Genomic DNA, 23,736 nt, shown 5'->3' with positions numbered 1-23,736 from the left:
GCTTCGATAAAAGAGGTCGATGGTAGTGAATTAATCCTGCGTTGCTGCCTGCTTTAAGGGTGGCCGGATGAGCGTGGAACGGGTGGCCGGATCACCGTGGAATCAGTGGCCGTATGTTCATGGAATAGGTGGCCGGATGGCCGTGGAATCCGCACAATGAAGCGGGAGAAATCTTTCACACCTATTCCACCTATGCCCGAGGCCTGGACATGTTGGTCGGCGCCTATAACTACCTCGACCTCATGCCCAAGGGGCGCAATGAAGAGCAAATCATGGAGTGGGTGAAGCACCACGACAAATACGAAGAAAAGACGTCGTCGAGTTGCTGCCATGGGGGATAGAGCGCGCTAGAACACATAACAACTTTCAGGCCGCGATGTCTCGAATCGCCACGACCGGATCACACCATCGGCCGTGGTGTACACCGAGTAGCTGCAATCGAACAACCAGTTGAAGTAGTAGCGATTGCCGTCGCCCTCGACCACTCGCTCATAGCGGTGTTCGTGATTGTTCGGGGACCACAACATGAGCCGACAGCGATCATCGCACGAGGTGTTTTCGAGGTCGGGCATTGGTTGCCCGACCAGGCGGTTGGCGCTATCGATCCACACTGAACGAGAAGGTCCGCAGGCTGATAGCGACAGGGCTAGCACTATCAAAGCTAATTTTTGTGAATGAAAACGGGCGACCAATGGGTCGCCCGTTTCATGGGGACATTCTGCGTCAAGCCTGTCTTTTTAGTCATACTTGAAAGCAATTGCCAACTTGGCAGGCACAACTTTCAGTGTAATGGTGCAACCACTCCAGACGGGCAAACCGGCTGTCTTTCCACTCTCCTTGTATATTTTTCTCAGTTCAACCAGGCTTTTCAGCAACCCCACATCTACATGACCGCTCTTTGGACTGAACCAGTCTTTCTTCCCGTGCTCATCAATGTAATCAAATAGCAATTGACAGTGATCATCCTCTGGAGAAATCTCGGCTTCAACTATAACTTCAACCGCCGAAGGCGGAGCGGTACCTAAGAGTATTTCTCCAATCTGCAGATAGATCTCGTCTTCACTCATCCGTCATACCCCTCCGGGCGCATTTACAAATGTTTGCCGAACTTCTCGTCCATTGCCAATTTTATAGGCTACAACAAAATGGTCAGGCCGAACACCAGGCCCCGAATACACGGGCTGAATCTGGACTTTAACGGCTTTACCTTCATCGACAGCCTTGACCCAGGTGTTTTCCATTTTTTTCCAGACTCCTTTGTTCAAGTTGCCGTCCATGGGAACCAGGTTAATTTTTTCGCCTGGTCCATCCAGGATGCTGGCAATCAGATGCCCCCCTTCATCCGCATCCAGACCGCACTTGCCAGCTTTGCACTGCTGATAGGTATTCCGATCTCTGGCGATGGCAGACAAATCGGCTTCGACAAATTCCACACGCCCCTGACTATCGGTGTGAAACTCCTTGTTTCCGTCGACCTTATAGATGGTATTTGGCTCAGGCTTGTTCAACTGCTTGTTCCACGCGCCCTTGCCACCAGAATCGACTTCAACCACGCGTGGGGGAACGGGCGGTTTTCTCGGTTCGATAGGGTGATCCAGCGTTTTATCCTGGCCTCCCCCCCCCATATGCGGTCGCTCCACCTGATTGACCGCGACATATCTGCCACCTGTTTTGCCCAGGTTTGGCGAGCCCAACCCCAGCAAAACTGCTGCCATGAGCGATCCGCCGTCCAAGCGCCAATCGGTATACTGCGAATCTTTATAGAGCCTTGGCTCTATACCCTCCGCTATCTGGCGTCCGACTTTAGCTTCCAGCTCACTTCGAAGCAGATCCAATGACTGCATGAAGGACATATCGCCCAGCACCTTCTGAGCGGCATACATGATCATGCCTTTGGGGCCTTGCGAAGCGGCAAGGATGAACTCGACAGCCTGAACCTTGTCGGGATTCTCCGTCATGTACTGTTTGATGGCAGCGGCACGATCAAGCGCGACCATAGCGTTGGTAATGGCAGGGCCTTTGACAGTGATGTTCTTCTCGACAAGGTTCTTGTCGACCAGATCCTCTTTAACCGCTGCTACCTTCTCGGACTGATCCTTGAAAAGGTCATCAAGTTGTTTTAACTCAGCCAAAACCTGGCTCTGGAACTTCGAGTCCTCCAGCAGCGCCCGGGCGTCTTTCCTGCTGTAACCCGCCGCCACTAGAGCGGACAGCGCCTGTTCGGCAATTTCCTCCCCGCCCGCAGCAACCGCACCTTTGCCGACACCTTCAAACTGCATCCTGCCAAAGGAAGGGACAGATTTATTTTCTGGTAATCGCACTAGAATTGCGAGTCGTAGCAATAACATTCGCTGCGGTAAATTTCACACCATTAGCAGTTAACTCATCAAGCAAAGATGTGTTCAACTCACCTTTTGCACCATTTTAACCATGACTTAAATTCTTAACCGCCTGATTCAAAAGGGACATGAGTTCTTCAAGCTCAAAATTCCATTTCCCGCCTTCAACAGGCGGGTAAATTTCGATCTCAACTGATCTGCCAGGCTCACGGGATACTTCAGCCAGTTGGTTAGTTCCCGACCATATCTCAAACACTAAATTTTCACGATCTGGTGGGCTGGTTATCATTGATGATAAATGAGTCATGGTTTTGGTGGCTCCAATAGACCAATAAATTTCCCATTAGCATCATAACGTAGCCCCCGACCATCAGGAGCAATTACATCCATTACTTTCCCAAATCTCCCCGTGTCCTTATAGGTTACGGTTGTCGCGGGATTGCTCAGAATTTCATCAGCTATTTTTTGACCTTGAGCGTTGATTTCGGAAGGACTTCCTTAGCAAAAAGAGGACAGATTTATTTTACGGCCTTCACAACCAAGTAAAATAAATCCGCCCCTTTTCTCACCTGATGCCCGCCTTCAGGCAAGCGAACTCCATTGATTGCATCCCACATATCGCCCCCCCATAATTAATAACGGATCCACTTTCCTGTACTTATCAATTCTGGATTATTACAATCAACCAAATAGAGCCATTCTGGACCATGTCCTACTGTACCAACCAAGACACCTAAGGTATCAGGATGATCGGGCATCGCGCCGGAGTGGATGGCTCCTATATAACTGCCTTCACCCTCAGGATTTTTTAGTTGGAAACGCAATGAGCCGTCGGCATTGTAGATTGCAGCATTATCTGGAAAACTAAAAAACCAAGGAGCTTCAGAGCATCTAAATCCCGAAGGATCCTTTTCAAACACCACCAAAACACCAGTTCTATCAGGCAATATATAGGGGATACCCGAACCCACGAATTCGATGACCTGTCCATCTTCAGAAACTATAAATCTCACCGACTTTACGACCGGACTAACCTTCAAATATTTTAGATGTTCCATCTCTATTTCAAAATCAGTCCTACCACCATTCCAATCATAAAACTCCTGAAAGACTGTACCATCAGCATGAGTCATTTCACGTCTTACACATGCAACAAGACTGTTCATTTTAACAACCTCAAACTACCAACATCGACATCATACAACTCCGGATTCGTATAAGGAGTTTCATCCATAAAATTAACTTGATGCGCGCCACCTTGCAGCCTTATTTTCTGTTTCGCATCCCACATATCTCCAGCAGCGCCATTCGGGACAGATTTATTTTCTGACCACTTCACCAATACCAAACATATAAATCCGCCCCCTTTCCCGCCCCCCATTCACGCGGAGCGAAACTTTCACCAAAATGCTCATTCAGTGCGTTAGCTGTACTCTTATTGGGAGTATAACTCCCAGTTTGCAAAACATTCGGAACTCGCCCAGATGCACCTATGCTGGAAGGAACAGACAATAGAAGCCCTTCAGCACCAACCCACTTCCCATTTATTAGCTGATTGCCTTTTGCACCACTTAACTATCTATATATGGAGATGATTTTAATATTTCATCAACCTCCAGCCTCCCTAGCTCCGCCCACTCAGGCCTTATCTCACCGAGCAGCTGTATAAATCTAAAAAATATAGTCTTCTTGTATCGCAATTGCTCACTCTACTTTCAACCTCATACTTAACGGCCATCTGCCGCACGACTCTGGCCATAATCCAATAAAGTAACTCATCCAATTAGCATGAGTCATTTCACGTCTTACACATGCAACAAGACTGTTCATTTAATAACCTCAGGCTACTAACATCGACATCATACAGCGCCGGATTCGTATAAGGAGTTTTATACATAAAATCAACTTGATGAGCGCCACCTTGCAGTCTTATTCTTTGTTTCGCACCCCACATATTTCCAGCAGTACCCTCACGAATCCCAACACCAGGCTTGATAGTAAATTCAACCCGAAACAATGTAAAAAAATGAAAAAAAGGGGCCGGGATTACGCCATAAAATTTTCGTTTTTACTTATGCCTATCCTACGCCTTTTACGCGCCCTATTCGTAACCCTCAAACTCCCACAAACCTAGCTTTGATACTTTTTTTGAAACCTCACTCCAGTCTTTACCCGAACAATTTTGCAAAAATTTCTCGATAACTTTAACTATCTCCTGATAATTATATTCACGAACAATCAGGCAATGTAGTCCAAGAACAACCACGTCCGTCCTATGTCTTTTCTCGATCCACTTCGGAGTAAAAACCTCTATATCAAATGACTCTTCCCCATCCTCTCCAGCAGGCCCAACCATGGCTTGTAGGAGAAACCCAAAATCATCCTGAACATCTGGCTGATAATGTTCCAGATTATAAATATCAGGGCTATGCAGCCGCTTCAGCTTTGCTTCCATAGTTTAATCCGTAATATCCAGATGACCATTAGACTGCCATTTTTTTGTTTCTTGCCCAAGATACCTTTGTTCAAAGTTAGCTTGAGTTCCCTTCTGATTTGGCTTATAGGTAGGTAGTCTATACTGCCTCAACCCATCCTGACTAACTAGAGTTTTCCCGTCACTAGCAATTTTATATCCAGCACCGACCCAAGCTTTTCCCATAACATCTGCTTGCTCTCTCGTACCGGAACCAATACCGAAGTTACCTTTACCTGTCGCGGCCTCACGGAGCTGTCCGCTCCGTGAATAAAGGGGACAGGTTTGAATGGCACTTACTTAACATGTTTTGCGTGCCCGTTTTTCCTGACATCTGCCCTTGCTGACCGACGTGGTTTGGTCAGCAAGGGGTAGGCTTGAGGTCTTCGTTTTATGGCTCGCGGCTCGATACGACCGTGCCGGTTTCCGACGCGTCTCTGAGCAATCAACATCAATAAATTCGGCAGGCCATTCTCGTCTTCAGGGCTGCCATATTGTCGCAGCGCCAGCCATAGCTGAAGGCTGTGTTTGAAGCTCAGTTCGCGAGGTAAACAGTCAGCTAATAGCGCTGATTGTGCCATGAGCATTCGGATCAGATTGTGTGCCAACAGATAGACCCATAGCTCCTTGACTGCCATGCCTGGGGTTTTGCAGCTTAACTTTCCAAGTCCCAGCGTAGCTTTGAGATTTCGCAAATCCAGCTCGACATGCCATCGCCCCTTGTACAGCGATTTGAGGGCGGTTTTGGGTGTCTGCTTCGGGCAATGCAACGTGGTCACCAACGTCTTTCCGCCAGCCTTCAGCTCTCGCACTGTCAGTCTTTCAGGCGCCAGTTCGTAATGCGCCTGACTCATCCAGGGCGGCCTTCTTTCGGGCTTTTTCAATTCGATCAAATGATCTTCCGAACCGAGACTTTGACCCAGGCGAAAGTCCGTACTGCGCCGTCGAGCGCCATATTGTTCGAATACGCCATCGACACCTCTTCGTTGCAACTCGCACAGGAGGAAATAGGTCGCGTAGTAAGCATCGCCCAACAAAATGTCGCCTGTTTTCAACGTGTCGAGCATTGATCTGAGCAGCGTCTGTTCATCGCCGCCCTTGCCTCGGAAACGTCCAAGGGCGGCATCTAAAACGGCGCCACTGGAGAGGCAAACGATGCCGACCACTCGACACAGCGGAAAACCAACCCCCACCTTCTGACTGCGTGACTGCGTGACTGCGGATAGGCACCCTGATTGGCCGCAGTATCGGGCATGCTGACCGTCGTACCGTCCACCAGGCGTACAGGCCGTCCCATCCAGCTCCACGACGAGGGTGCGTTATCACTAATCGAAGCACCGGTGTGCCTGACTAGCGTGGAAACCATTTCCACAGGCAGGCGCTTTCTGGCTTTGCAGTAGGCGCCCGTGCGAGTGCTATTGGGCTTCATGCCGCCACAAGACCGTTTGATGGACAAATCGTTGACGGCGTTCTGGCAGGAACGGTCGGCACTTATCGCTTGAGCCAGAAACATAGACAGCGTTTCAGTCGGCGGAAACAGGCGCTCCCGATATTCTGGTAGTGCAGACTCGACTCGCTGCAACAGTTCAGGAGCGGTGAGCAGATTGAAAAACGCATAGGCATCACAGTTCGAAGCGTGTCGATGAAAACGTTGCTGTTGATGCTGGAGAATTTCACGTCTACGATTCATTGGGGCTGTGTCCTTGGTTTATCGGGGTGTGTTCGCAACTATCACCGTAGACCAAGACCAGCCCTTCTTCATTTTTTGCTTTCAGCTCAATTGGTTAGCTGCTAAGTAAGTGCCATTCGGGACAGGTTTATTTTCCGACCACAACAAAATAAAGTAAATCCGTCCCCTTTTTCTCCAGTCCCCTTTTTCTCTTTTAACCCTCTTATCCATATTATCTGTAAGGGTTACGGTAATTTCACCATAACTACCGTTTCTAACGACTTTGGCAGCCCCAGGAAAAGCTTCCACTGCTCCAGAACCTGACGCCATTCTTGCAGGGTAAATTTACCCTCGGGCTGTCCAACCCAGTCGTCGTTGATCAGGATATCGACCTGAACACCTGTAGCGTCCATGGTCAGCTCAACATCATTGCCACCCCCGACCTCTGATGATTGGGAACCATCTTCGATTGACGTTATGCAATCTAATAGTCGATCACAATCCTCCTGTGTCTGAGCAATAGCGTTTAGCACAGTACAAATATAGAGCTCATACCGCTCAGCGTTCTCTCCGGAAGAAACCAGCGCGGCCCTGTAAAGCACCGTCCCAGCAATAGGGTGAACTCCTCCAGGAATATAGTAATACTTCAGATCCATGTGCCGGCCTCTCGTCAAGGTCTATAAATCGGATAAATAGTTGTCCTTGGAGAAACATATCCCTCGACCTCAACCCCAGACGGGGTCGTCGAGCGCCATACGGTACCCGTTACAACTTTATCAGGACTATTCCATGCTCCATCAATTTCATTTATCAGTCGTGCCTTATCCCAAGTGGAGGGAAACATCGAGTTCATCGATTTATTAGTCGTTTTTGTCAACCATTGGCCAGGATTCTTCGGATCCGGTACCTGTACAGTTGCCTGATAAACTCCGTATGCATCAGGTACTTTCTCGCTTCCCGGAACAATTCTCACATCACCATTTAATAATGTATGTGCACCAGTGGGTGCGCCATTTTTAGTGTAATCCGCACCAATAATATGATCGTAGTCAACAGGACTACTGAACATGTTGCCTGGCGAAAGGGATGGATCCACAGCCGGAGAAGTAGTGCTCGAACCACCGCCGTTTACGACCGGGCTGCCTCCGGTAGTGGTTGGCAGTGATGGGACCGTAGATCCACCAGCACTCACTGGGTGTAGCACATCAGTGTCCCAAATGGGATTGATCAGCGTTCCAAGCTTTGGATCAAGCAGGTGTATTGGAAACGCGGTGCCAATAATTGTTTCCCATATCTCTATTGCCACCTTCAGGCGTTCAGCTGAAATCGAACCTGCCTCTATCGTAGACTCAACAAGAGCATTCACTGCCTTTTGCATGTTTTCCTGGTATTGCGGTGAACTGACCGCCGTCAGCAATGCTGCGCCTAGCGCAGCCAACGCCCCACCTGCAAGAACCACGGGAACAAAATTCGACCGCTCGGGATGAGGGTTTTGCAAGCGTTTGAACTGACTAAGCAGGTTCATCGCCAGTTCAGGATTGGTCGCTGCGATTTGGGTAATACGATCGGCTAACGCTTGAGATTCAGGGGTAGATTGCCCATTCATAATCTCATTGACGGTGAGTTTGACTAACTCTGCTCGCGTGCTTTCATCGCCCAGTTTTTTCAGAAATGCACGGGTGCCTGCACGAACCTCAAGAACTGTATCAGCCACAACAAGGCCATAGCCTCTCGCGAAAACGGCAGTGGCAAACAGTAAATCAACCAGCGTGTTCAACGCTTCGACGCTGTTCTCACCGTAATTTTCGACATTCGCTTTCCACTGGTTGTATGTCTTTACGGGGTCCATCACTGCACCGAGCGAAGTGCTGCTGACATACAGATCAGTACGATGCTCATCGTCTCGAGTCACTTCGTAGGCCTTGCTCACGTCACGATTGAGCCCTGCCGTAGAGTCCTGCCCCGTCACTTTGTCATGACGCACGACAATTTCGCCTGCGCCGACCGTGGCATTGAGCGTCTGCTCGCGATCCTTGTTGTAGTTGTAACCTTCGACCGCCCAACTGTTTTTGTCTGGAGCCTCCATGCCCTGATTCGGTTTATCTTGCTGGGCACCACTGCCGCCGCCGTAGCTACCGCTGACATTGAGGTAGTAACCGTGCTCGTTATCCTTGCCTTTGATATTGCGGAACCCAAGGGTATCGGTATCCAGCTTGAGATTGCCGTTGTCGGCTGACACCAGTGCCCCATCGAGCTGCGTGTGATTTTCAGTGCGGATATCGACTTTATTTTTGCCGCTGATGACCGTCTGACTTTCGACCCAATTGGTTTTTCCATTGGTTTCGCCGTAGCCCAACGAGCCGCTGACGGTCATGCCAATGCTGAAGGCCAACGTCAGGCTGGCATCGAACTCTTTGCCCTCAACCTTGCCTGTGTTGGGTACCGAAGTCACAGTGAGGTTGCGACCCACGTCGCCAATCACTTCGTCGCCGCGCAACGTGGCTCCGGCTATGGTGGTATCGCGGCCGCTTTCGAAGTTCAGGCTATTGCCTGCGTACAAGTAAGCTTCCTGCTGTTGAACGCCTTTTCGTTTTAAATCGCCCAGACCAACGTTGGCTGAGCCATAGAAGCCGAAACCATCCTGCCCCGCAATAACACCGCCCTCGGCGCCCCAACTGCGACGGCTGTTTTCACTGCTGGACGCATTTTGCGCAGACAGGATATTCAGGTCATTACCGGCCTTGAGTTTGATATCCCGTTCCGCAATCACCTGTGTGCCGATCAGGGTCAGGTCGTTTTTTGCATCCAGGTTGATGCTGCCACCCGCATTGAGTTGCGCGGGTGTGGAGTTGCCTTGAGTCGACTCATCCTTACTGCCCGCATTGCTGATACCAACACCGAGTTTGAAACCTCCGGTCGTGCCGCCCTTAAGACCACCTTTGCTCTGGGTCTGATTTCCATCACTGCCATCAGCGCCATGGGCGACATCGAAGGTAATGTTGCGGCCGGTGACATTGATATTCCGCCCGGAATCAAACTGACTGCCACGAACGTTTACATCGTTACCAGCGTCCAGGCTGATGTCGTTACCTGCCGAAAGAGTGGAAGGACGATTGGTCACAGAGGTCTGGGTTCTTGTCTGACTGGTACTTGAAGCCCCCACATGCCCATCGAAAGTGGGTCCACTGAAAAATTGGCCGAGAGTATCGACCGATTTAAGTACGCTCGACCCCTTGCTAACCCCATCCTCACCTTTGCCGGTGCCTTTGAGAGTATCCACCGTGTTGCCAAAATTGTAGGCGACCGTGGTAGTGGTCCCGTTGCGTTTTATGCTGTCGGTGGTGGTGATCTGGCTGGCCTGTTCTGCGGCATCGATATTGATGTCACGGACCGCCTTTAACTTCAGGTCGATGCCGGATTGCAGGTCGGAGCCCTGCTGGTTGATGTCGCGGCCAGCGGTGATAGTCAGATTTTGCAAGGCAGAGATGGAGCTGCCTGCGGCTGTGTGACCGTTACTATTCACACCATGGTTTATCGTCTCGTTACCGACGAAGGTGGAGAGCCCGTTGTTATCCACGGCATGTTTGATGCCATAGCTTTTGTCCGTTTCCCAGCTGTTACTGCGCTCCTGATCAATGCTGGCGACCACGTTCACATCCCGACCTGCCTTGAGCGTTGCGTCGTGACCGGCGTTGATACCACTGCCGATGATATTGATGTCACGTGCGCTATTTAAAATAGCGTCATTACCCGCATTGATCTGGCTGCCGACGCTGTTCGAGCTGAACCCTTCGCGCCCACCCTTGTGCGACGCGTTCAGGGTCGTGTTCAAATTCACACCCATCGCATCCTTGAGCGACAGGCCGAGTTTTTTCTTGAACTCTTCTGCGCGGCTGTAAGCTTCGTTATCGGCAGATGAGAGGTTGATATCACCGGTTTTGTCGACCAGCCCGGCGTGTAGTTCTGCATTGTTGTCAGCGTTGATGACACTGGCATTCAGATTCACATCACGACCGGCAATGACGACCGCATCGTTACCAGCGCTGAGTTCACTGCCCACCTGGGTGACGCTGGTCTGGAGATGGCTGCTGCCACTGGACGACATCCCAAACAAACCGGTTTTCGTTTTCTTGGTGTAGGAACCACTTTCCTCGATGCCTGAAAGTATCGCCACGTCCTTCGTGGCACCGACGATCAAGTCATCACCCGCCTTCAATTGACTACCAATAATGGTGACGTTGCGGCCTCCATTGAGGCTGACACCTCCTCCATCGTCTTTCGTGGTGTTAACGGTCAGATCCTGCCCCGCCTCAATAACGGAAGCGACGTTAGCGCTATCGTAGCTCTCGCTCTGAGTAGTTTTGCTTCGTCCAAACGAACCGTTTTTCTTCTTGTGGTAGTAAGAAGAGCTCTCATCCTTCGCGGACGCAACAAGAATGTCCTGCTCGGCATCGAGGCTGATGTCTTCATTAGCCTTGATCCTGCTGGCAATGATGCCAAGATCGTTGCCGGCATAAATGGCGATGTCTCGACCTGCATTCACAACCGACGACTGTTGGCTGACACTGTGACTTTCCAACGCAGTTTTTTTGCTGCGTGCAACGTAATCGCTTTCGTTCGCCGCCGACGTCAACAGTACATCGTTACCTGCGGTGAGATACATATCGAGCTTTGCATCAAGCCGACTGGCGACAACGGTTACGTCACGATCCGCAGTGATTGAAAGATCCCGTCCAGACGTCACCTCCGCGCCGTACTGAGTGATGGTCTGATTGAGGAAATTGCTGCCCCGCGAGATGCTATTGCGATCCTGAACCGAGGTGATGTTGACGTCTCGGCCAGCATCAAGCTCCAGGTCCTGGCCACTCTTCATCACGCCGCCAACATTGTTGATATCGCGACCGGCATCGATGCTCAAATCATTGGCCGCCTCGATCCGCGCCGCGTTATCCAGGTAATCGCGGTGACGCACATTCCCGCCCCCGATGGTGTCAACACTCGTCACATCACGCTGGTTGATCACATCACCATTGGTGGCCGTCAGCGTCACGTCACGACCGGAAATAATGCCGCCCGACTTGTTGACGATGTTGTTGCCCGCCTTCAGCGTCAGACGATCTCCTGCCTCGATCAGACCTGAGTTGGTCAGGTCATTTCCGGCTTCGGCCGACAGATTATTGGTGGCGCGCAAGGTCCCGGCGTTGTTCAGATCCTGGCCGGCTATCAGGGTGACGTCGCCCCCCTGGATCAATGCGCCATTGGGCGCGAGACGGTTGTTCGCCTGGGCCAGATACAGCACTGGCACCAGCACTTTTTCGCCATTCACCACATGCTCTTCGAGCCAGACGATGTCGTGGGTCAGCGCCGCGACTTGCTGGGAGGTCAAGGTGACGCCCATCGACAAATTCAGCTGGTTCTTGCTGGCGATGGCGTTGTTCATCAGGTACTTGAACATGGCTTCGTCAGAGGTCTGACCGTCGAGGAAACGCTGGCCGGTGCGCGCCACGATCGATTGCTGCACCAGGCGTTGTTCGAACAAGCCATCACCCAGGCGTTTGGCGCTGGTGTCCGGGTTGTAGCCGAGATTGCTCAGGAGGTAATCCGAACTCATGAACTGCTTGAGGTCGGTGAGTACCGGGTTGGTCTCGATCAGGTATTTTTGTGGATTTGAACGCACGCTGGTGTCGGGCAAGCCCTGCACGCGCGGAACGCTCATCGGTCCACTGGTGCGGTTAGGCAACAACACGCCCACCGGGCCGTCGCTGGCGGCGGCGTTGACACTGACCATTGCCATTTTGTCGCTGAAGTCCACCGGCGGACGACTCGCCAGGGCCAGGTCGCGGGCCTTGACCGAAACAGGATCATTCTTGTCGAACTTGAACTCTGTAGCCTTAACCAACGTGGACTCTTGAGCGCGCTGGATCAGGTCTGAATTGATGTTGCCGATGACCCAGTCTTGAGCCGGAACCACAGTTTGCTCGGTGCCGTCTTTACGGCTGAGACGGAACAGACCGTTATCGCCTGTCGGCAGGGTGAAACCAGGAAGTGCCAGCGGGTTGACCTGTTGCTGGGCCAGGTCAGGCGGTAGCTGCGGATTCAAAAAGATGATGGTCGGTTTGGCGGCGTTCTGAACGCCGGTATCCGCTGTGCCCTTGGTCGTCCCGCCAAAACTCGTGTAGGGATTGAGATTACTGTTGTCGATCGTGTTCTTGGCGTTGATCTGTATGGCTTGCCCGGCCTGAACGATGGAGGACACGCTGCCGCCGCCATTAGTGAAGACCCTGACATCGTTTTTCAGCTCGCCGGACAGAATGGGCGCGGGCACCGCTATTTCAGGCCCTATACCGTAATTCGGGTTGATCGTGCTGGTTAGCTGCTTGTCGAGATCAACATAGGCCCAATGCGTCCCGCCCTTATCAGGCTCATGCCAGCTTCTTGAGTATTTATAAACATGGGTGGAGTTTCTTTTTGCGTAAGCCTGCAGATCCGTGCTTGTCCAAGCATCCTGGCGATCTGGAAGACCTGCGAGTTTGAAAGTGCGCGAGCGGGTGAAATTGCCCGACTGCAGTCCAAAGTTATCGAAGGTGTCCACATCCAGCTTGATATTTTTACCGGCTGAAATCTGCGAGGCCGTATTGGTAAAAGCCCCCACATTGCCGGTCAGGTTTCCCGCCACGGTGAGCGACGCCTGGGGACCAGTGATCGTTGATTGCGATACAAAGTTTTCATTGACGTAAAAAGTAGCGGAATTCGGATCAAACGTAATATCGCCGGACAGAAGCTTCTCTTCGCCAATGACCCCCTCGGTTTTATTATTGAAACTATTGGCCGACAGTGAAAAATCACCATCAACATTAATCGATGCCGCCAGGTTATTAACTGTATTGGATCGACCGCCATCGCGTCCGGCAATCGTCAGATCCCCGATGCTGTAAACATCACCATTCTGGTTGGTGAAGTCATTGAGCAGCAGGTTCATAGTGCGGCCGCTGAAGATCAGGCCGCGGTTGTTTACCAGGTTCGATGTCTTGATCGTCAGGTCTTGTGCTGCCCCTAACGTGCCGATGTTGCTGACGCTGCCCGCATTGATTGTCAGTCCGCCATCAGAGGTCAACCGCCCGGCATTCGTCAGTTGCCCACCAATATTGAAAGTGGTTTGCGCGCCCCCGCCAATGCTGGTCGCACTCGACAAGCCGAGTTGCGCGGCAGTCAACGTCAGGCTGCCCAGGCTGGATAGCCGCCCGTTACCGGTGTACGTGCCGCCCAGATTGAGATTCAAGCTGCCATCACTGGCAATCAACCCGTCGTTGGTCCAATTCGCGCCCCGCCCTTCCAGATGACTGGAAGCCAACAATTGACCACTCGCGGTCTGCGTGAAATTGTTGACGTTAACCGTCAACCGCCCCGCCTGAATCACGCTGCTGTTGGTCCAGGTATCCGCATTCAGCGTCAACCCGCCACGGGTCACCATCGTGCCGCCAGCGTTCATGACGTTGGCCGTGGAGATATCAAACTCACCCACGCCCACATGGGTCACGGTGCCGCCGGCGTTCAGGAAGCCTTGCGTGGCCAGTGTCAGGTCCGTGTTGGCCGTTTCCAGCAACCCGTTGCGGTTATCGAACAGGCTGCCGATCTGGAAATTGGTTTTGCCGCTGTTGCCCAGCGCACGCAGTTTGCCGCCCTGGTTATCGGCGCTGGTGGCGCGCACGGCCAGGGTGCTGGCGCTTTCGATCAAGCCGCTGCGGTTGCTGAGGTTGCCGTCAAGGCCTAGCTCGATGGACTGGCCACTGATCTGCCCCGCGTTGTTGTTCAGCGAGTTGCCAATGACTTTGACCAGACCTTTGGCGTGGATCCCGCCGCCGCTGTTGTCGATGGCGGCATTGCCCGCATTGAGCAAGATATCGCCGGTGTTGGCGGCAATGCGGCCGCCGTCGCTGTAGATCCCGCCCAAGGCTTGCAGGTCGAGACGGCGGCCTTCGATCTTGCCGCCCTGGCCGTTGCGCAATACGCCAGTGAGGCGGGTTTGCAGCAAGCCTTTGAGGCTTGAGAGCACGCCGCTGCGGCTGTCGAGGTTGGCGGCGGTGATGTTCAGGTCGCCGTTTTGAGCGATGATTTTTCCGCTCTGGTTATCGATGTCGCCGCCGGTCACGTCCAGGGTCATTGCGCCCAGGCTTTGCAGCGCGCCGCCGGCGTTATTGAGGGATTTGGCGTTGAGGGTCAAGCCGGCGTCGCGGCTGTAGATCAGGCCATCGGCGTCATTGCGCACGTTACCGGTGGCGGTGAGGTCGAGTTGTCCATAGGTCGACACGGTGCCGTGCTGGCTGTTGTTTAAATCGCCGGTCAACAGCGTCAACAGGCCTTGACTGAGCAACTGGCCGCCCTGGTTGTCGATGCTGGCGGAACGCTTGATCACCAGTGGGCCGGTGCTGCCGAGCGCACCGTTGACGTTGGTCAGCGCACCGAGCAAGTCGAGGGTAATGCTGTCTTTGCCGACCAGGCTGCCGTTGCTGTTGTCCAGGCTTGTACCGGTGAACGTCAGGGCTTTATTGCCGGTGATTTTTCCGACGTTGTTGTTCAGGCTCGACGTATTGATGTCCAGGGTGTCGCCACTTTCGATCACACCGCCCGCAGAGTTATTGATCGGGCCTTGGGTCATTGTCAGGGTTTGCTTGCCATGACTGCTGACGATGCCATTGCGGTTGTCGAGACTGGCCGCGGTGATGGTCACGTCGCCGTCGGCACCGATGCCGCCCTTGACGCCCTTACCGGTATTGATCAACGCGCCGCTGAGGTTGATGTCCAGGTTCCCGAACTGGCTGGAAACCGAGCCTTCCTGACTGTTATCGAGACTGCCGCCCGTCACGGCCAGTTTCTTCCAGCCGGAAACCAGACCGCCCTGGTTGTTCAAACTGGCGGCGTTGAGCATCAGTTGATCGTTGCTGATCAGATTGCCGCCACGGTTATCCAGTTGGTTGCCACTCAGGTTGAAGCTGTGGACGCTGGAAATTTCACCTTTCTGGTTATTCAGGTCGCGCAGGTGAGCGATGCTCAGCACGCCTTTGGTGTTGATCACACCGTCCTGGTTGTTCAGGTCGGCCGGTGCGGTGCCCAAATCGATACTGATGCCTGTGCCACCGGACAGGTTACCGCCCAGGTTGTTCAAGCCGTTGCTGTTGAGGGTGAGTTGCCCGGTCGCTTTGATCAGGCCTCTGGTCAGGTCCTGAATCTGATTGGACAGCAGCCCGTCGACGGTGATTTGAATATCGCCATCGCTGAGTATTTTGCCAGCGCTGGTATCAAGGCTCGCGGCACGAACCTGCAAGGCAGCAGCGGCAATTTTGCCTTTGACCGAGGTCAGCGCATTGTCGATTTGCAGGGTGAGTTTCTGGTTGCTGAGCAGTTGGCCGTCGCTGTTGTCCAGCTGCCTGGCCGCCAGTTCGAAAGCCTCTTCACTGGAAATTTCGCCGTGGCGGTTGTTCAAGTCGGCAAGGTTTTTCAGCAGCAATTGGCCCGGCGCGTTGATGAAACCGTCCTGGTTGTTCAACGCCCCGCCGTTCAGATCAAGGCTTAACGTGCCTTTGCTGAACAGCCTGCCGCCCTGCTGATCCAGTCCTGTGATGTTAGCGATCAGCGCGGAGGCCGCGTTGAGACTGCCGCCGGTATTGGTGACGTGCGCGGCGTTCATGTCCAGACGAGCGCCTGCGTAAATCGTACTTTGGTGGCTGTTATTGAGTGCGCCGGTGGTGATGCTGGCGTCGCCTTTGCTGCTGATCGCGCCTTTTTGCTGGTTATCCAGGCTGGCGCTGTTGAGGGTCAGCGTCGAGTCGGTGAGTAGCTTGCCGCCCTGATTGCTGATGGCGCCCTGGGTGACGACAGCCAGCGCTTTGGCACTGGAAATCGTACCGCCGTTGTTGCTCAGGCTCTGCGCGTTGAGCGCCAGTTCGCCTTCGCTGATGAGGCTGCCCTGATTGTTGTTCAGATCGGACGAGAGGTTGAGCGCAAGATTTTTCTGGGTGGTGAGGCGACCGCTGTTTTCCAGGGTCTGCCCGGTCAGTGTCAGCCCGGTTTCGCCGGACAGCAGTCCCTTATTGCGGTTGATGACCTTGCCCACGGTCAGCGCGAGGTTGCCACCGGCCAGTATGTAACCGGCATCGCTGTTGTCGAGTTGTTGACCGATCAGCGTCACGTCCGCCTTGCTCGACAACTCGCCATTGCGGTTATCGAGGTTGTCGACGGTCAGTTTCAGCGCTTTTGTGGCCCCTACCAAACCCTCCTGACGGTTATCGAGGCTGGCGGCTTTCACGGTCAGGCCGTCATCGGCAATGACCAGGCCGCCCTGATTATTGAAGGCGTCGGTGACCGTCAGCTCAACCTCACCACGGCCACGGATTTCACCGTTGCTGTTGTCCAGGCTCGCGCTGCGACTGGCCAGGCCGGCCGATTTGATCAGGCCATGGATGTTGCTGAGTGCGCGGTCGATGACGAGGGTGAGTTTTTCATTGCTCAGCAGTTTGCCGTCATCGTTGTTCAGGCTTTTGGCGTTGATGCTGTAGGCCTTGGCCCCGGAAATTTCACCCGCGCTGTTGTTCACCTCGTTGAGGTTTTTCAACAGCAACTGACCGGGCGTGTGGAGGTTGCCGCGCTGGTTGTTCAGCAGGCCGTTGTTCAAGTCGAGGGTCAGGTCGCTGTTGCTGAACAGCTCGCCGCCGTCCTGATCCAGGCTCGTGACCGAAGCGTTCAGCCGTTGCTGACTGCCAATCTGCCCGGCCGAGTTGTTCAGGTGTTTGGCCGTGAGGTCGAGGGTGCCGTCAGTCGCCAGACTGCCGCCGTTGCTGTTGTTGAATTCACCAGTGGTGACAGTCGACGTGGCTTTGGCGTTGATCAGGCCTTTGCCGCTGTTGTCGAGGCTGGCGCTGCTCAGCGTCAGACCTTTTTGCGAGCCGAGCAAACCGCCCTGGTTTTGCAGGGCTGCCGCAACGTTGAGCGACATGGCCTGGAGGCTCGACAGGTTACCCAGTCGGTTGTCCAGGCTGCCGGCGTTGAGCACCAGTGTGCCTTCGCTGCTGACCAGGCCTTGCTGGTTGTTCTTGATGTCGTCGAAGGTCAACGCCAGGTTGTTCTGGCTGACGATCTTGCCGCCCGAGTTGTCGAGCCCGACGCCACTGAGCGTAACCGCGCCTTTACTGAAAATCTGGCCGGCGGTCTGGTTGATGATCTGAGCGACCTTGAGCGCCAGGGTCGTGTTGGACTGCACTTTGCCGCTGTCGCTGTTGTTCAGGGTCGCGCCGTTGATGTACACGTCGGTCTGACTGGACAGCGAACCGCTGCGGTTGTCGATCTGATCGACGTTGACGGTCAGTGTTCTGAGGGCCGCGACCAGACCGCCTTTTTGGTTATCCAGCGACTTGCCGGTCACCTTCAGGTTGCCCTCGGCAATCAACTCGCCAACCTGCTGGCTCAAGGCATCGATAGTGGCGTCGATATCACCCTTGCCGGAAATTCGGCCGCCATCGTTGGCGACTTCTTTGGCTTTGAGTGTCAGAGGACCGGTGGCGGTGAGAAGGCCGCCATTGCGGTTGTCCAGTTTGCTGCCATCGAAGGTCAGCGCAGCCTTGCTTTCCAGTCGGCCCTTGTCGCGGTTATCCAGTTCGGTGACCTGCAGTTTCACCGCTTGATCGGCACGGATCACGCCGTTGCGGTTGTCAGTGTTGCTGCTGCTGACGTTCAGGGTGTTCAGGCCGGAAATCTTGCCGTTGCGATTGTCCAGGCGCGTGGCTTGCACATCCATCGCGCCGTTGGCCTGGATCAGGCCTTTGTTCTGGTTGTTCAGCAGGCCGTTGACACGAGTGGTCAGTTGGCCGGCGCTGCTCAGTTTTCCTTGCTGACTGTTGTCGAGGTTTTGCGCGCGGACGGTCAGGGCTTGTTGCGCCCCCAAGGTACCGCCGATGTTGTTGATGCCGCCGCTGGCCGTGATGTCCAGCAGACGTCCAGCGGTCACCACACCGGCGACGTTATCCAGTGCGGTTACGCTCAGGGTCATGTCGGCCAGGCTGCTGAGCTCGCCGCTGTTGTTGTTCAGTCGACCGACATTACCGGTGAGAAGGTCGGTGCTGTTGATCACTCCGTTGGTGTTGAACACCTGACTGGCATTGAGGTTCAACGTGCTGTTACTCAGCACTCGCCCGTTGTTCTGGTTGTCCAGAGTAGCTGCGGTGATGCGGGTGGTTTGCCCGCTGAGAGTGCCGCCCTGGTTGCTTAATGTCTGTGCGGTATTGATCGACAGGTTACGGCTGGCAACCACGCTTTTGCCGGTGTTGTTGAGGTTCTGCGCGCTGAGGCTTACATCGCCATTGGCGTTGCGACTGTTATCGGCATTGACCCCGGCTTCGATGATGCCGTTGTTGGTCAACTGCCCGCCGGCACTGAGGGCGATGGTGTCGCGAGCGGCGAGGGTTTGCTGGTTGGTCAGGTTGCCTTGGGTTTGCACGTTTAGCACGGTGCCTGCATACACCGGACCGCGAGCATCGAGGCTGGCGGCTTTGACATTGACCGCGCCGTTCGTGGCCGAGGTGTCGGCCAGGCTCAAGTGGCCGCTGGCATCGAGCTGGATATCACCACCGCTGGCAATCAGTTTGCCGTCGAGCTTCACCCCGACCCCAGCCTCGGTGCCGACCAGTTTGATCGCCCCGGCGTACATGCCGCCCAGTGCCGACGAGTCGATGGCCAGTTGCGGTTTGGCGCTGCCGTCATCGGCACGAGCGATGGCGTTGAGCGTCTGTGCATTGACGTCGTTGCGACCGGCCACAATCGTCAGGTTCTTCGCCTGAATCTCGGCATTGATCTTCGCGCTGCGGGTGATGATTTCGAAACTGTCGACGTTGGTCGCATTCAGCCCGGTGCCATCGATCGACACGCTTCCCTGATCAACCTGATAACGATCCACACGCCCGTTGTCGAGCAGCGGTTTGCCGGTGGTCAGCGTCACACGCGGCGTATTGATAAACCCGCAACCGTTGCAACTGATGCCGTAAGGGTTGGCGACGATAACGCGCGCGGACTGCCCCGCCACTTCCGTGTAACCGCGCAACTGGCTTGGGCTGCCGCCGATCACTTCGTTGAGGATGGTTTGCGCGGCGACGCGGTTGGTGAGGTTGGGGTTGCCGACGATGATGCCACCCAACTGCGTCGCGCCGGTCTGCGCGGCGACGTTGTTGAGGATCACACCTTGAGTACCGACGTTGTAGTCGTGGAACTGGTTATGCGACAGGCCGGTGCCATTGGGCGTGGCGATATTGACGATCGGAACGCCATTCCCCGCCTGCCCGAGACTGGTCCCCGGCGTGGCCACCACGATTCCTTCGGCCTGGGCCCACATCGGTTGCCAGAACATCACGTTGGCCAACAGGAACGCCAATCCGCGCTTGGGCATGCCCCAGAAGTGCTCACGGGTTTTCAGTTGCGCAGAAGGCTGACGCGAAAGGAAAGCGTAGTGGCGAACGTCCATGTTGAAGGTCTCGATGCGGCGAAATTAGAGGAAGAGATCCATGCGGAAATAGATCGGCGCTTCGCGCTCGGTCAGGGTGTCCGGGCGTTCAAGGGAATGAGCAAAGGTCACGCTGGCGGCCAGGTGCTGACCACGAGCAAACACCTCCACCGAGCTGCTGGACATGCGCCCGTGCTGATCGCCGTTGTAGCGATCGCCACGGATCACGCCCTGGTCGTAACCGAGGCTGGTGCCGTATTCGGCGAACACCGGGCGCAGCCATTCCAGCGTCACCGGACGGCTCCAGCGCAGGTCGTTGCGCCAGTAACCGCCACTGTCGCCAGACAAGGATTGGTCCTTGTAACCACGGATCGACGACTGCCCGCCGAGGCTGGTGCGCTGCGGGCTGAACAGCACGTCTTCACTGCGCTGCCCGGTCATCAGGCTGCTGAAACTGAACGACTCGCCCCACAGCTTGAACGGTTGCAGGTAGCTCGCGGTGGCGGTGTATTTGCGGTAGCGCGCATCCGGTTCGCCGGGGCCCGGGTGACCGTTGCCCTGCGCATCGAACGCGCCGATGCCTTGCTGCATACCGAGGTCAATGTTGACGAACGCACTGCCGACTCGCCGACCGTGGTTGATGCCGAACTGCGCTTCGCTGATGCGGTTACTGCTCAGCTTGAGCTTGCTGTCTTCGATGAAGTTGTTGGTGCGCAGGTACGAGACACCGGTGCTGAGGGATGTCTTGCTCACGGCGTCACGATGGATCACCCGCTCGGCGCGCAGCTGATGGTTTTCGCTATCACCGGTTTGCTTGAAATTGAAGCCATTGGCTTGCGCCTGCGAGCGGTATTCACTCTGGCTGTAGGTGTAATTGAAGTTCCACCAGCCCCACGGCAAGTTGTAGTTGAGCAGCGCGTTGTTGGAGGTGTGCTGGTGATCGGTCATCGCATCGTGACCGCCGCGCAACATCAACTGATCCGCCAAACCCAGCGGGCTGTCCCAATCAAACGTGGTGCCCCACTGCTGCTCGCCGGTGCTGCGCTGGCCGTCGTTGCTGCGGGACAACCCGGCACGCCAGGGCTTTTGCGGGGTGTTCTTGACCAGCACTTCACTGCCACCGACGTTCTTGCCCGGCGCCAATTCCATCTGCGCCTGATTCGATGGCAAACGGTTGAGCTGATCGACCAGTTGCTCGATTTCCCGCAGGTTGACCAGCTCGCCGGTCTTGCCGGGAAAAGCCATGCCCAACTCGCGGTCCGACAGCTTGCTGCCCTCCGCTCCCTTCAAGCCTTCGAGCTTGCCTTCGACCACCAGCACCTTCAGATGCCCGCCGGACAAATACTGCTGCGGCAGGTAGGCACGACTGGTGACCAGGCCTTTTTCGATGTAGTGATCGGTGATGACTTTCAGCAGTTCATTGAGCTGCGTGACGCCCAAGCATTGGCTGATGTACGGCTTGAGCAGACGGTTTTTCTCACTCTCGGAGAGACTGTCGGCGCCGTTGAGCTCGATGTCTTTGATCGGGAAGCAGCGGGTGTCGGCGGGAGCCGTCGGGGCGGCGGGTTTGACTTCCTTGCCGGGTAATTCCTTGAGCTCTTCGAGACGCCGACGTTGCTCTTCGAGCAAGCGATCCTGGCGTTCACGGATGAGGTCGGTTTCCCCTGGAGTGGGGGCAGCATAAGCAGGATTAAGCGGAGAAAGGCACAGCAAAGCCAGGCACAACCTCGCCGCGAGGGCGGGTGGGTACATGTTCGATCCCTCGAAATGGAGACTGATAGCACAATAGTGGCGCGATGCTAGAGAGCCATCATTCTGACGTCAAATAAAGGATCCACTCGAATAGACTAGGCGACGAACGGTCACGGCAAAATTAGCTGCTTTCTGCAAGCGCGCAGGACGTTTCCCGAGGCATTCAACAAAAGCGACCACGACTGACAGGGCATTTCCGAAAGACGATGTGTCCTACAGAAAGCTGAACTTTCGGCAAGGCAGAGCCTCCACCGTTTAACCGCCCAACACGGAACTCGAGGCTTTCCATGAAAACGCTAATGACGCTCACCCTCGTCGCCACATTTGCCTGCGCCCTTCCCGCCTGGGCCTGCACCCCCGAAGAAGCCACGGCCAAGCGCGAACAACTGGCCAAGGAAGTGACCAGGCTCACGGAACAGAATCCGAAGAAGGCCAAAGAGATCAACGACGAGTTGCAGAAGATGGATCTGGGCACTGCCAGCGCGGATTTGCCGGACAAATGCCAGTTGATTGATCAGCGGTTGAAAGAGCTGAAGACGGCGGATAAAAAGGCCGAGAGCTGAGCCAGAGATTGCAGCCTTCGGTAATTACTACGCAAAAATGACGGTCCCTCCGGCGCTGCCAAAAGCGCCGATCTTTCGATCTGGAATTTGCATTAGTGCATTTAATTATTTGCACAAACGCATAGGCGTGCCTAAGGTTACCTCGAGCCCGGATCGGAGCCGGCCATCCAGCATGGCAAAACGCACACACCGATCGCTCAGCAACATCGCTACAGACCCACTAGCTGGACGCTAGTTTTCACTCATGGAGGATTGAAAAATGTTAACCACTGAAGCAACGCAATTCACCGGCGAAACCCTGCCAAGGTGCCTGACCGGTCATCTGCTCAACCCGCAACTGTCCGATGTCAAATCAGCTGCACCACTCAGTGCACAGGCCGCTGCCAGCCTCAACTTCACGATGCAGAAACAAACCCAGACCAACTGGTGTTGGGCAGCCGTTTCCGCCTCGGTCGGCAACTATTACGGCACCGGGTCCTGGACCCAATGCGGCGTTGCCACCGCTGCGCTGGACCGCAACTGCTGTAATCAACCCGGGCCGTGCAACGTGTATGGCTATCTGGATACAGCCCTGACGATTACCCGAAGTTTCAACGGCATGAATCAGGGTTCGCTGCAGATGTCGGCCATCCAGAACCAGATCAACATGGGCCGACCCATCGGTTTGCGCTGTGCCTGGTACGGCGGCGGTGCGCACTTCCTGACGATCTATGGCACCAACGGTAGTTACGTGCTGGTTGCGGATTCCATCTACGGCTATTCGACCCGCGCGTTGAACTCGTTCCCCGGTTCCTACAACGGCGGCGGCAACTGGACCAACACTTACTTCACCGTAAAAAACTAGGAGGGCGACATCATGCAACTGACTTATCCAAAGGCGCCTTCCAACGGCGTGCAGACATTGCGTCCGGCGCTTCAAGCCGCCCTGCAAACCCAAGGCTTCGGCATCAATCGCCAGTTTGCCAACGCCACGCCCGGCAAGATCAGCCTCAGTGAGGCTTACCGTGGCTACTCGCTCAGCCTGGAGGACGTGAGCCAGGGCAAAGGCCTGAAAGACGCCAAGGTGGGCGATTGGCATTACCTGGTGTTCTCCGATGGCGTGACGATTGCCGATGCGCAACTGGCCGATGTTCGCGGTCATGTCGAGTTCGCTTCGCTGAACCACGGGGCCATGGCGGCCGCTACGGTCGGTGCGTTGAAACTGGCGGAACAGTCGCCGCAACTGCAGGGTAAAACCGTTGAACTGCGGGTGCTGTTTGTTTCGGCATTGCACCTAGTGGTGATCTGGCTGCATGCAGATACGGAAGACGTGCTGATCCCGATTGAGCCGACACCCAAGGAACTGGCGGTCACTCAGTTGTACAGTGAGGCCGCGCTGCTCGCGTTACTCAAACCGGCGGCTGATCAGGCCAAACAACGCTTTGATGCGGACACCCGTGGGCTGTTGGGAAGCTGAC

The 23,736-nt window shown here is 54.8% G+C and carries 13 protein-coding genes and 2 pseudogenes; 4 read left to right on the top strand and 11 right to left on the bottom strand.

The features are described 5' to 3' along the window. Window positions 1-155: 155 nt before the first annotated feature. A pseudogene (locus ACYZTM_RS23145) lies at window positions 156-341 on the top strand (DUF899 family protein); the annotation flags it as partial. Window positions 342-347: 6 nt separating this feature from the next. Here ACYZTM_RS23145 and ACYZTM_RS23140 read toward each other — a convergent pair. The 11 genes and pseudogenes from ACYZTM_RS23140 to ACYZTM_RS23090 all read right to left on the bottom strand — a co-directional run bounded on the left by ACYZTM_RS23140 (window position 348) and on the right by ACYZTM_RS23090 (window position 21,716). After that, a complete protein-coding gene (locus ACYZTM_RS23140) occupies window positions 348-527 on the bottom strand; it encodes a hypothetical protein (RefSeq protein WP_131062562.1) in 180 nt (59 codons plus the stop codon). Window positions 528-737: 210 nt separating this feature from the next. Continuing rightward, on the bottom strand, window positions 738-1,067 hold the full coding sequence (locus tag ACYZTM_RS23135) for a hypothetical protein (protein ID WP_131062563.1): 330 nt from the start codon (window positions 1,065-1,067) through the stop codon (window positions 738-740). 3 nt (window positions 1,068-1,070) lie between these two features. After that, window positions 1,071-2,321, bottom strand: coding sequence for a DNA/RNA non-specific endonuclease (locus tag ACYZTM_RS23130; protein WP_461984850.1), 1,251 nt, complete (start codon window positions 2,319-2,321; stop codon window positions 1,071-1,073). Window positions 2,322-2,424: 103 nt separating this feature from the next. Then, complete coding sequence (locus tag ACYZTM_RS23125) at window positions 2,425-2,646, bottom strand: hypothetical protein (protein ID WP_131062564.1); 222 nt, start codon at window positions 2,644-2,646, stop codon at window positions 2,425-2,427. A gap of 325 nt (window positions 2,647-2,971) precedes the next feature. Next, window positions 2,972-3,505: a hypothetical protein gene (locus ACYZTM_RS23120; protein ID WP_461984847.1), complete on the bottom strand. Its 534-nt coding sequence runs from the start codon at window positions 3,503-3,505 to the stop codon at window positions 2,972-2,974. 479 nt (window positions 3,506-3,984) lie between these two features. After that, window positions 3,985-4,122, bottom strand: coding sequence for an Imm63 family immunity protein (locus tag ACYZTM_RS23115; RefSeq protein ID WP_461984845.1), 138 nt, complete (start codon window positions 4,120-4,122; stop codon window positions 3,985-3,987). Between the two features lie 318 nt (window positions 4,123-4,440). Further along, complete coding sequence (locus ACYZTM_RS23110) at window positions 4,441-4,794, bottom strand: immunity 8 family protein (RefSeq protein WP_461984843.1); 354 nt, start codon at window positions 4,792-4,794, stop codon at window positions 4,441-4,443. A gap of 314 nt (window positions 4,795-5,108) precedes the next feature. After that, a pseudogene (locus ACYZTM_RS23105) lies at window positions 5,109-6,502 on the bottom strand (IS4 family transposase). Between the two features lie 224 nt (window positions 6,503-6,726). Continuing rightward, entirely contained in the window at window positions 6,727-7,137 is a 411-nt protein-coding gene (locus tag ACYZTM_RS23100; protein WP_461984841.1) for a hypothetical protein, read from the bottom strand. A 14-nt stretch (window positions 7,138-7,151) separates the two neighbouring features. Then, window positions 7,152-19,985 (bottom strand): hemagglutinin repeat-containing protein, encoded by a 12,834-nt coding sequence (locus ACYZTM_RS23095; RefSeq protein ID WP_461984839.1) that lies wholly within the window; start codon window positions 19,983-19,985, stop codon window positions 7,152-7,154. Between the two features lie 24 nt (window positions 19,986-20,009). Next, window positions 20,010-21,716, bottom strand: coding sequence for a ShlB/FhaC/HecB family hemolysin secretion/activation protein (locus ACYZTM_RS23090; protein WP_461984837.1), 1,707 nt, complete (start codon window positions 21,714-21,716; stop codon window positions 20,010-20,012). Window positions 21,717-22,003: 287 nt separating this feature from the next. On the opposite strand from ACYZTM_RS23090, the gene ACYZTM_RS23085 reads away from it, so the two are divergent. The 3 genes from ACYZTM_RS23085 (at window position 22,004) to ACYZTM_RS23075 (ending at window position 23,735) form a co-directional block, all read left to right on the top strand. Further along, entirely contained in the window at window positions 22,004-22,279 is a 276-nt protein-coding gene (locus tag ACYZTM_RS23085; protein WP_131060460.1) for a hypothetical protein, read from the top strand. A gap of 259 nt (window positions 22,280-22,538) precedes the next feature. Further along, entirely contained in the window at window positions 22,539-23,123 is a 585-nt protein-coding gene (locus ACYZTM_RS23080; protein ID WP_461984834.1) for a papain-like cysteine protease family protein, read from the top strand. A gap of 12 nt (window positions 23,124-23,135) precedes the next feature. Further along, window positions 23,136-23,735, top strand: coding sequence for a hypothetical protein (locus ACYZTM_RS23075; protein ID WP_131060458.1), 600 nt, complete (start codon window positions 23,136-23,138; stop codon window positions 23,733-23,735). The last annotated feature ends 1 nt before the right edge of the window (window position 23,736 follow it).

This window comes from Pseudomonas sp. MDT2-39-1, from assembly GCF_054898085.1.
This window is presented reverse-complemented; position numbering and strand designations above follow the sequence as displayed.

Coding starts and splice junctions, on each gene's coding strand:
- ACYZTM_RS23140 (WP_131062562.1), bottom strand. CDS start 527: ATGTTGTGGTCCCCGAACAATCACGAACACCGCTATGAGCGAGTGGTC.
- ACYZTM_RS23135 (WP_131062563.1), bottom strand. CDS start 1,067: ATGAGTGAAGACGAGATCTATCTGCAGATTGGAGAAATACTCTTAGGT.
- ACYZTM_RS23125 (WP_131062564.1), bottom strand. CDS start 2,646: ATGACTCATTTATCATCAATGATAACCAGCCCACCAGATCGTGAAAAT.
- ACYZTM_RS23120 (WP_461984847.1), bottom strand. CDS start 3,505: ATGAACAGTCTTGTTGCATGTGTAAGACGTGAAATGACTCATGCTGAT.
- ACYZTM_RS23110 (WP_461984843.1), bottom strand. CDS start 4,794: ATGGAAGCAAAGCTGAAGCGGCTGCATAGCCCTGATATTTATAATCTG.
- ACYZTM_RS23100 (WP_461984841.1), bottom strand. CDS start 7,137: ATGGATCTGAAGTATTACTATATTCCTGGAGGAGTTCACCCTATTGCT.
- ACYZTM_RS23095 (WP_461984839.1), bottom strand. CDS start 19,985: ATGGACGTTCGCCACTACGCTTTCCTTTCGCGTCAGCCTTCTGCGCAA.
- ACYZTM_RS23090 (WP_461984837.1), bottom strand. CDS start 21,716: ATGTACCCACCCGCCCTCGCGGCGAGGTTGTGCCTGGCTTTGCTGTGC.
- ACYZTM_RS23085 (WP_131060460.1), top strand. CDS start 22,004: ATGAAAACGCTAATGACGCTCACCCTCGTCGCCACATTTGCCTGCGCC.
- ACYZTM_RS23080 (WP_461984834.1), top strand. CDS start 22,539: ATGTTAACCACTGAAGCAACGCAATTCACCGGCGAAACCCTGCCAAGG.
- ACYZTM_RS23075 (WP_131060458.1), top strand. CDS start 23,136: ATGCAACTGACTTATCCAAAGGCGCCTTCCAACGGCGTGCAGACATTG.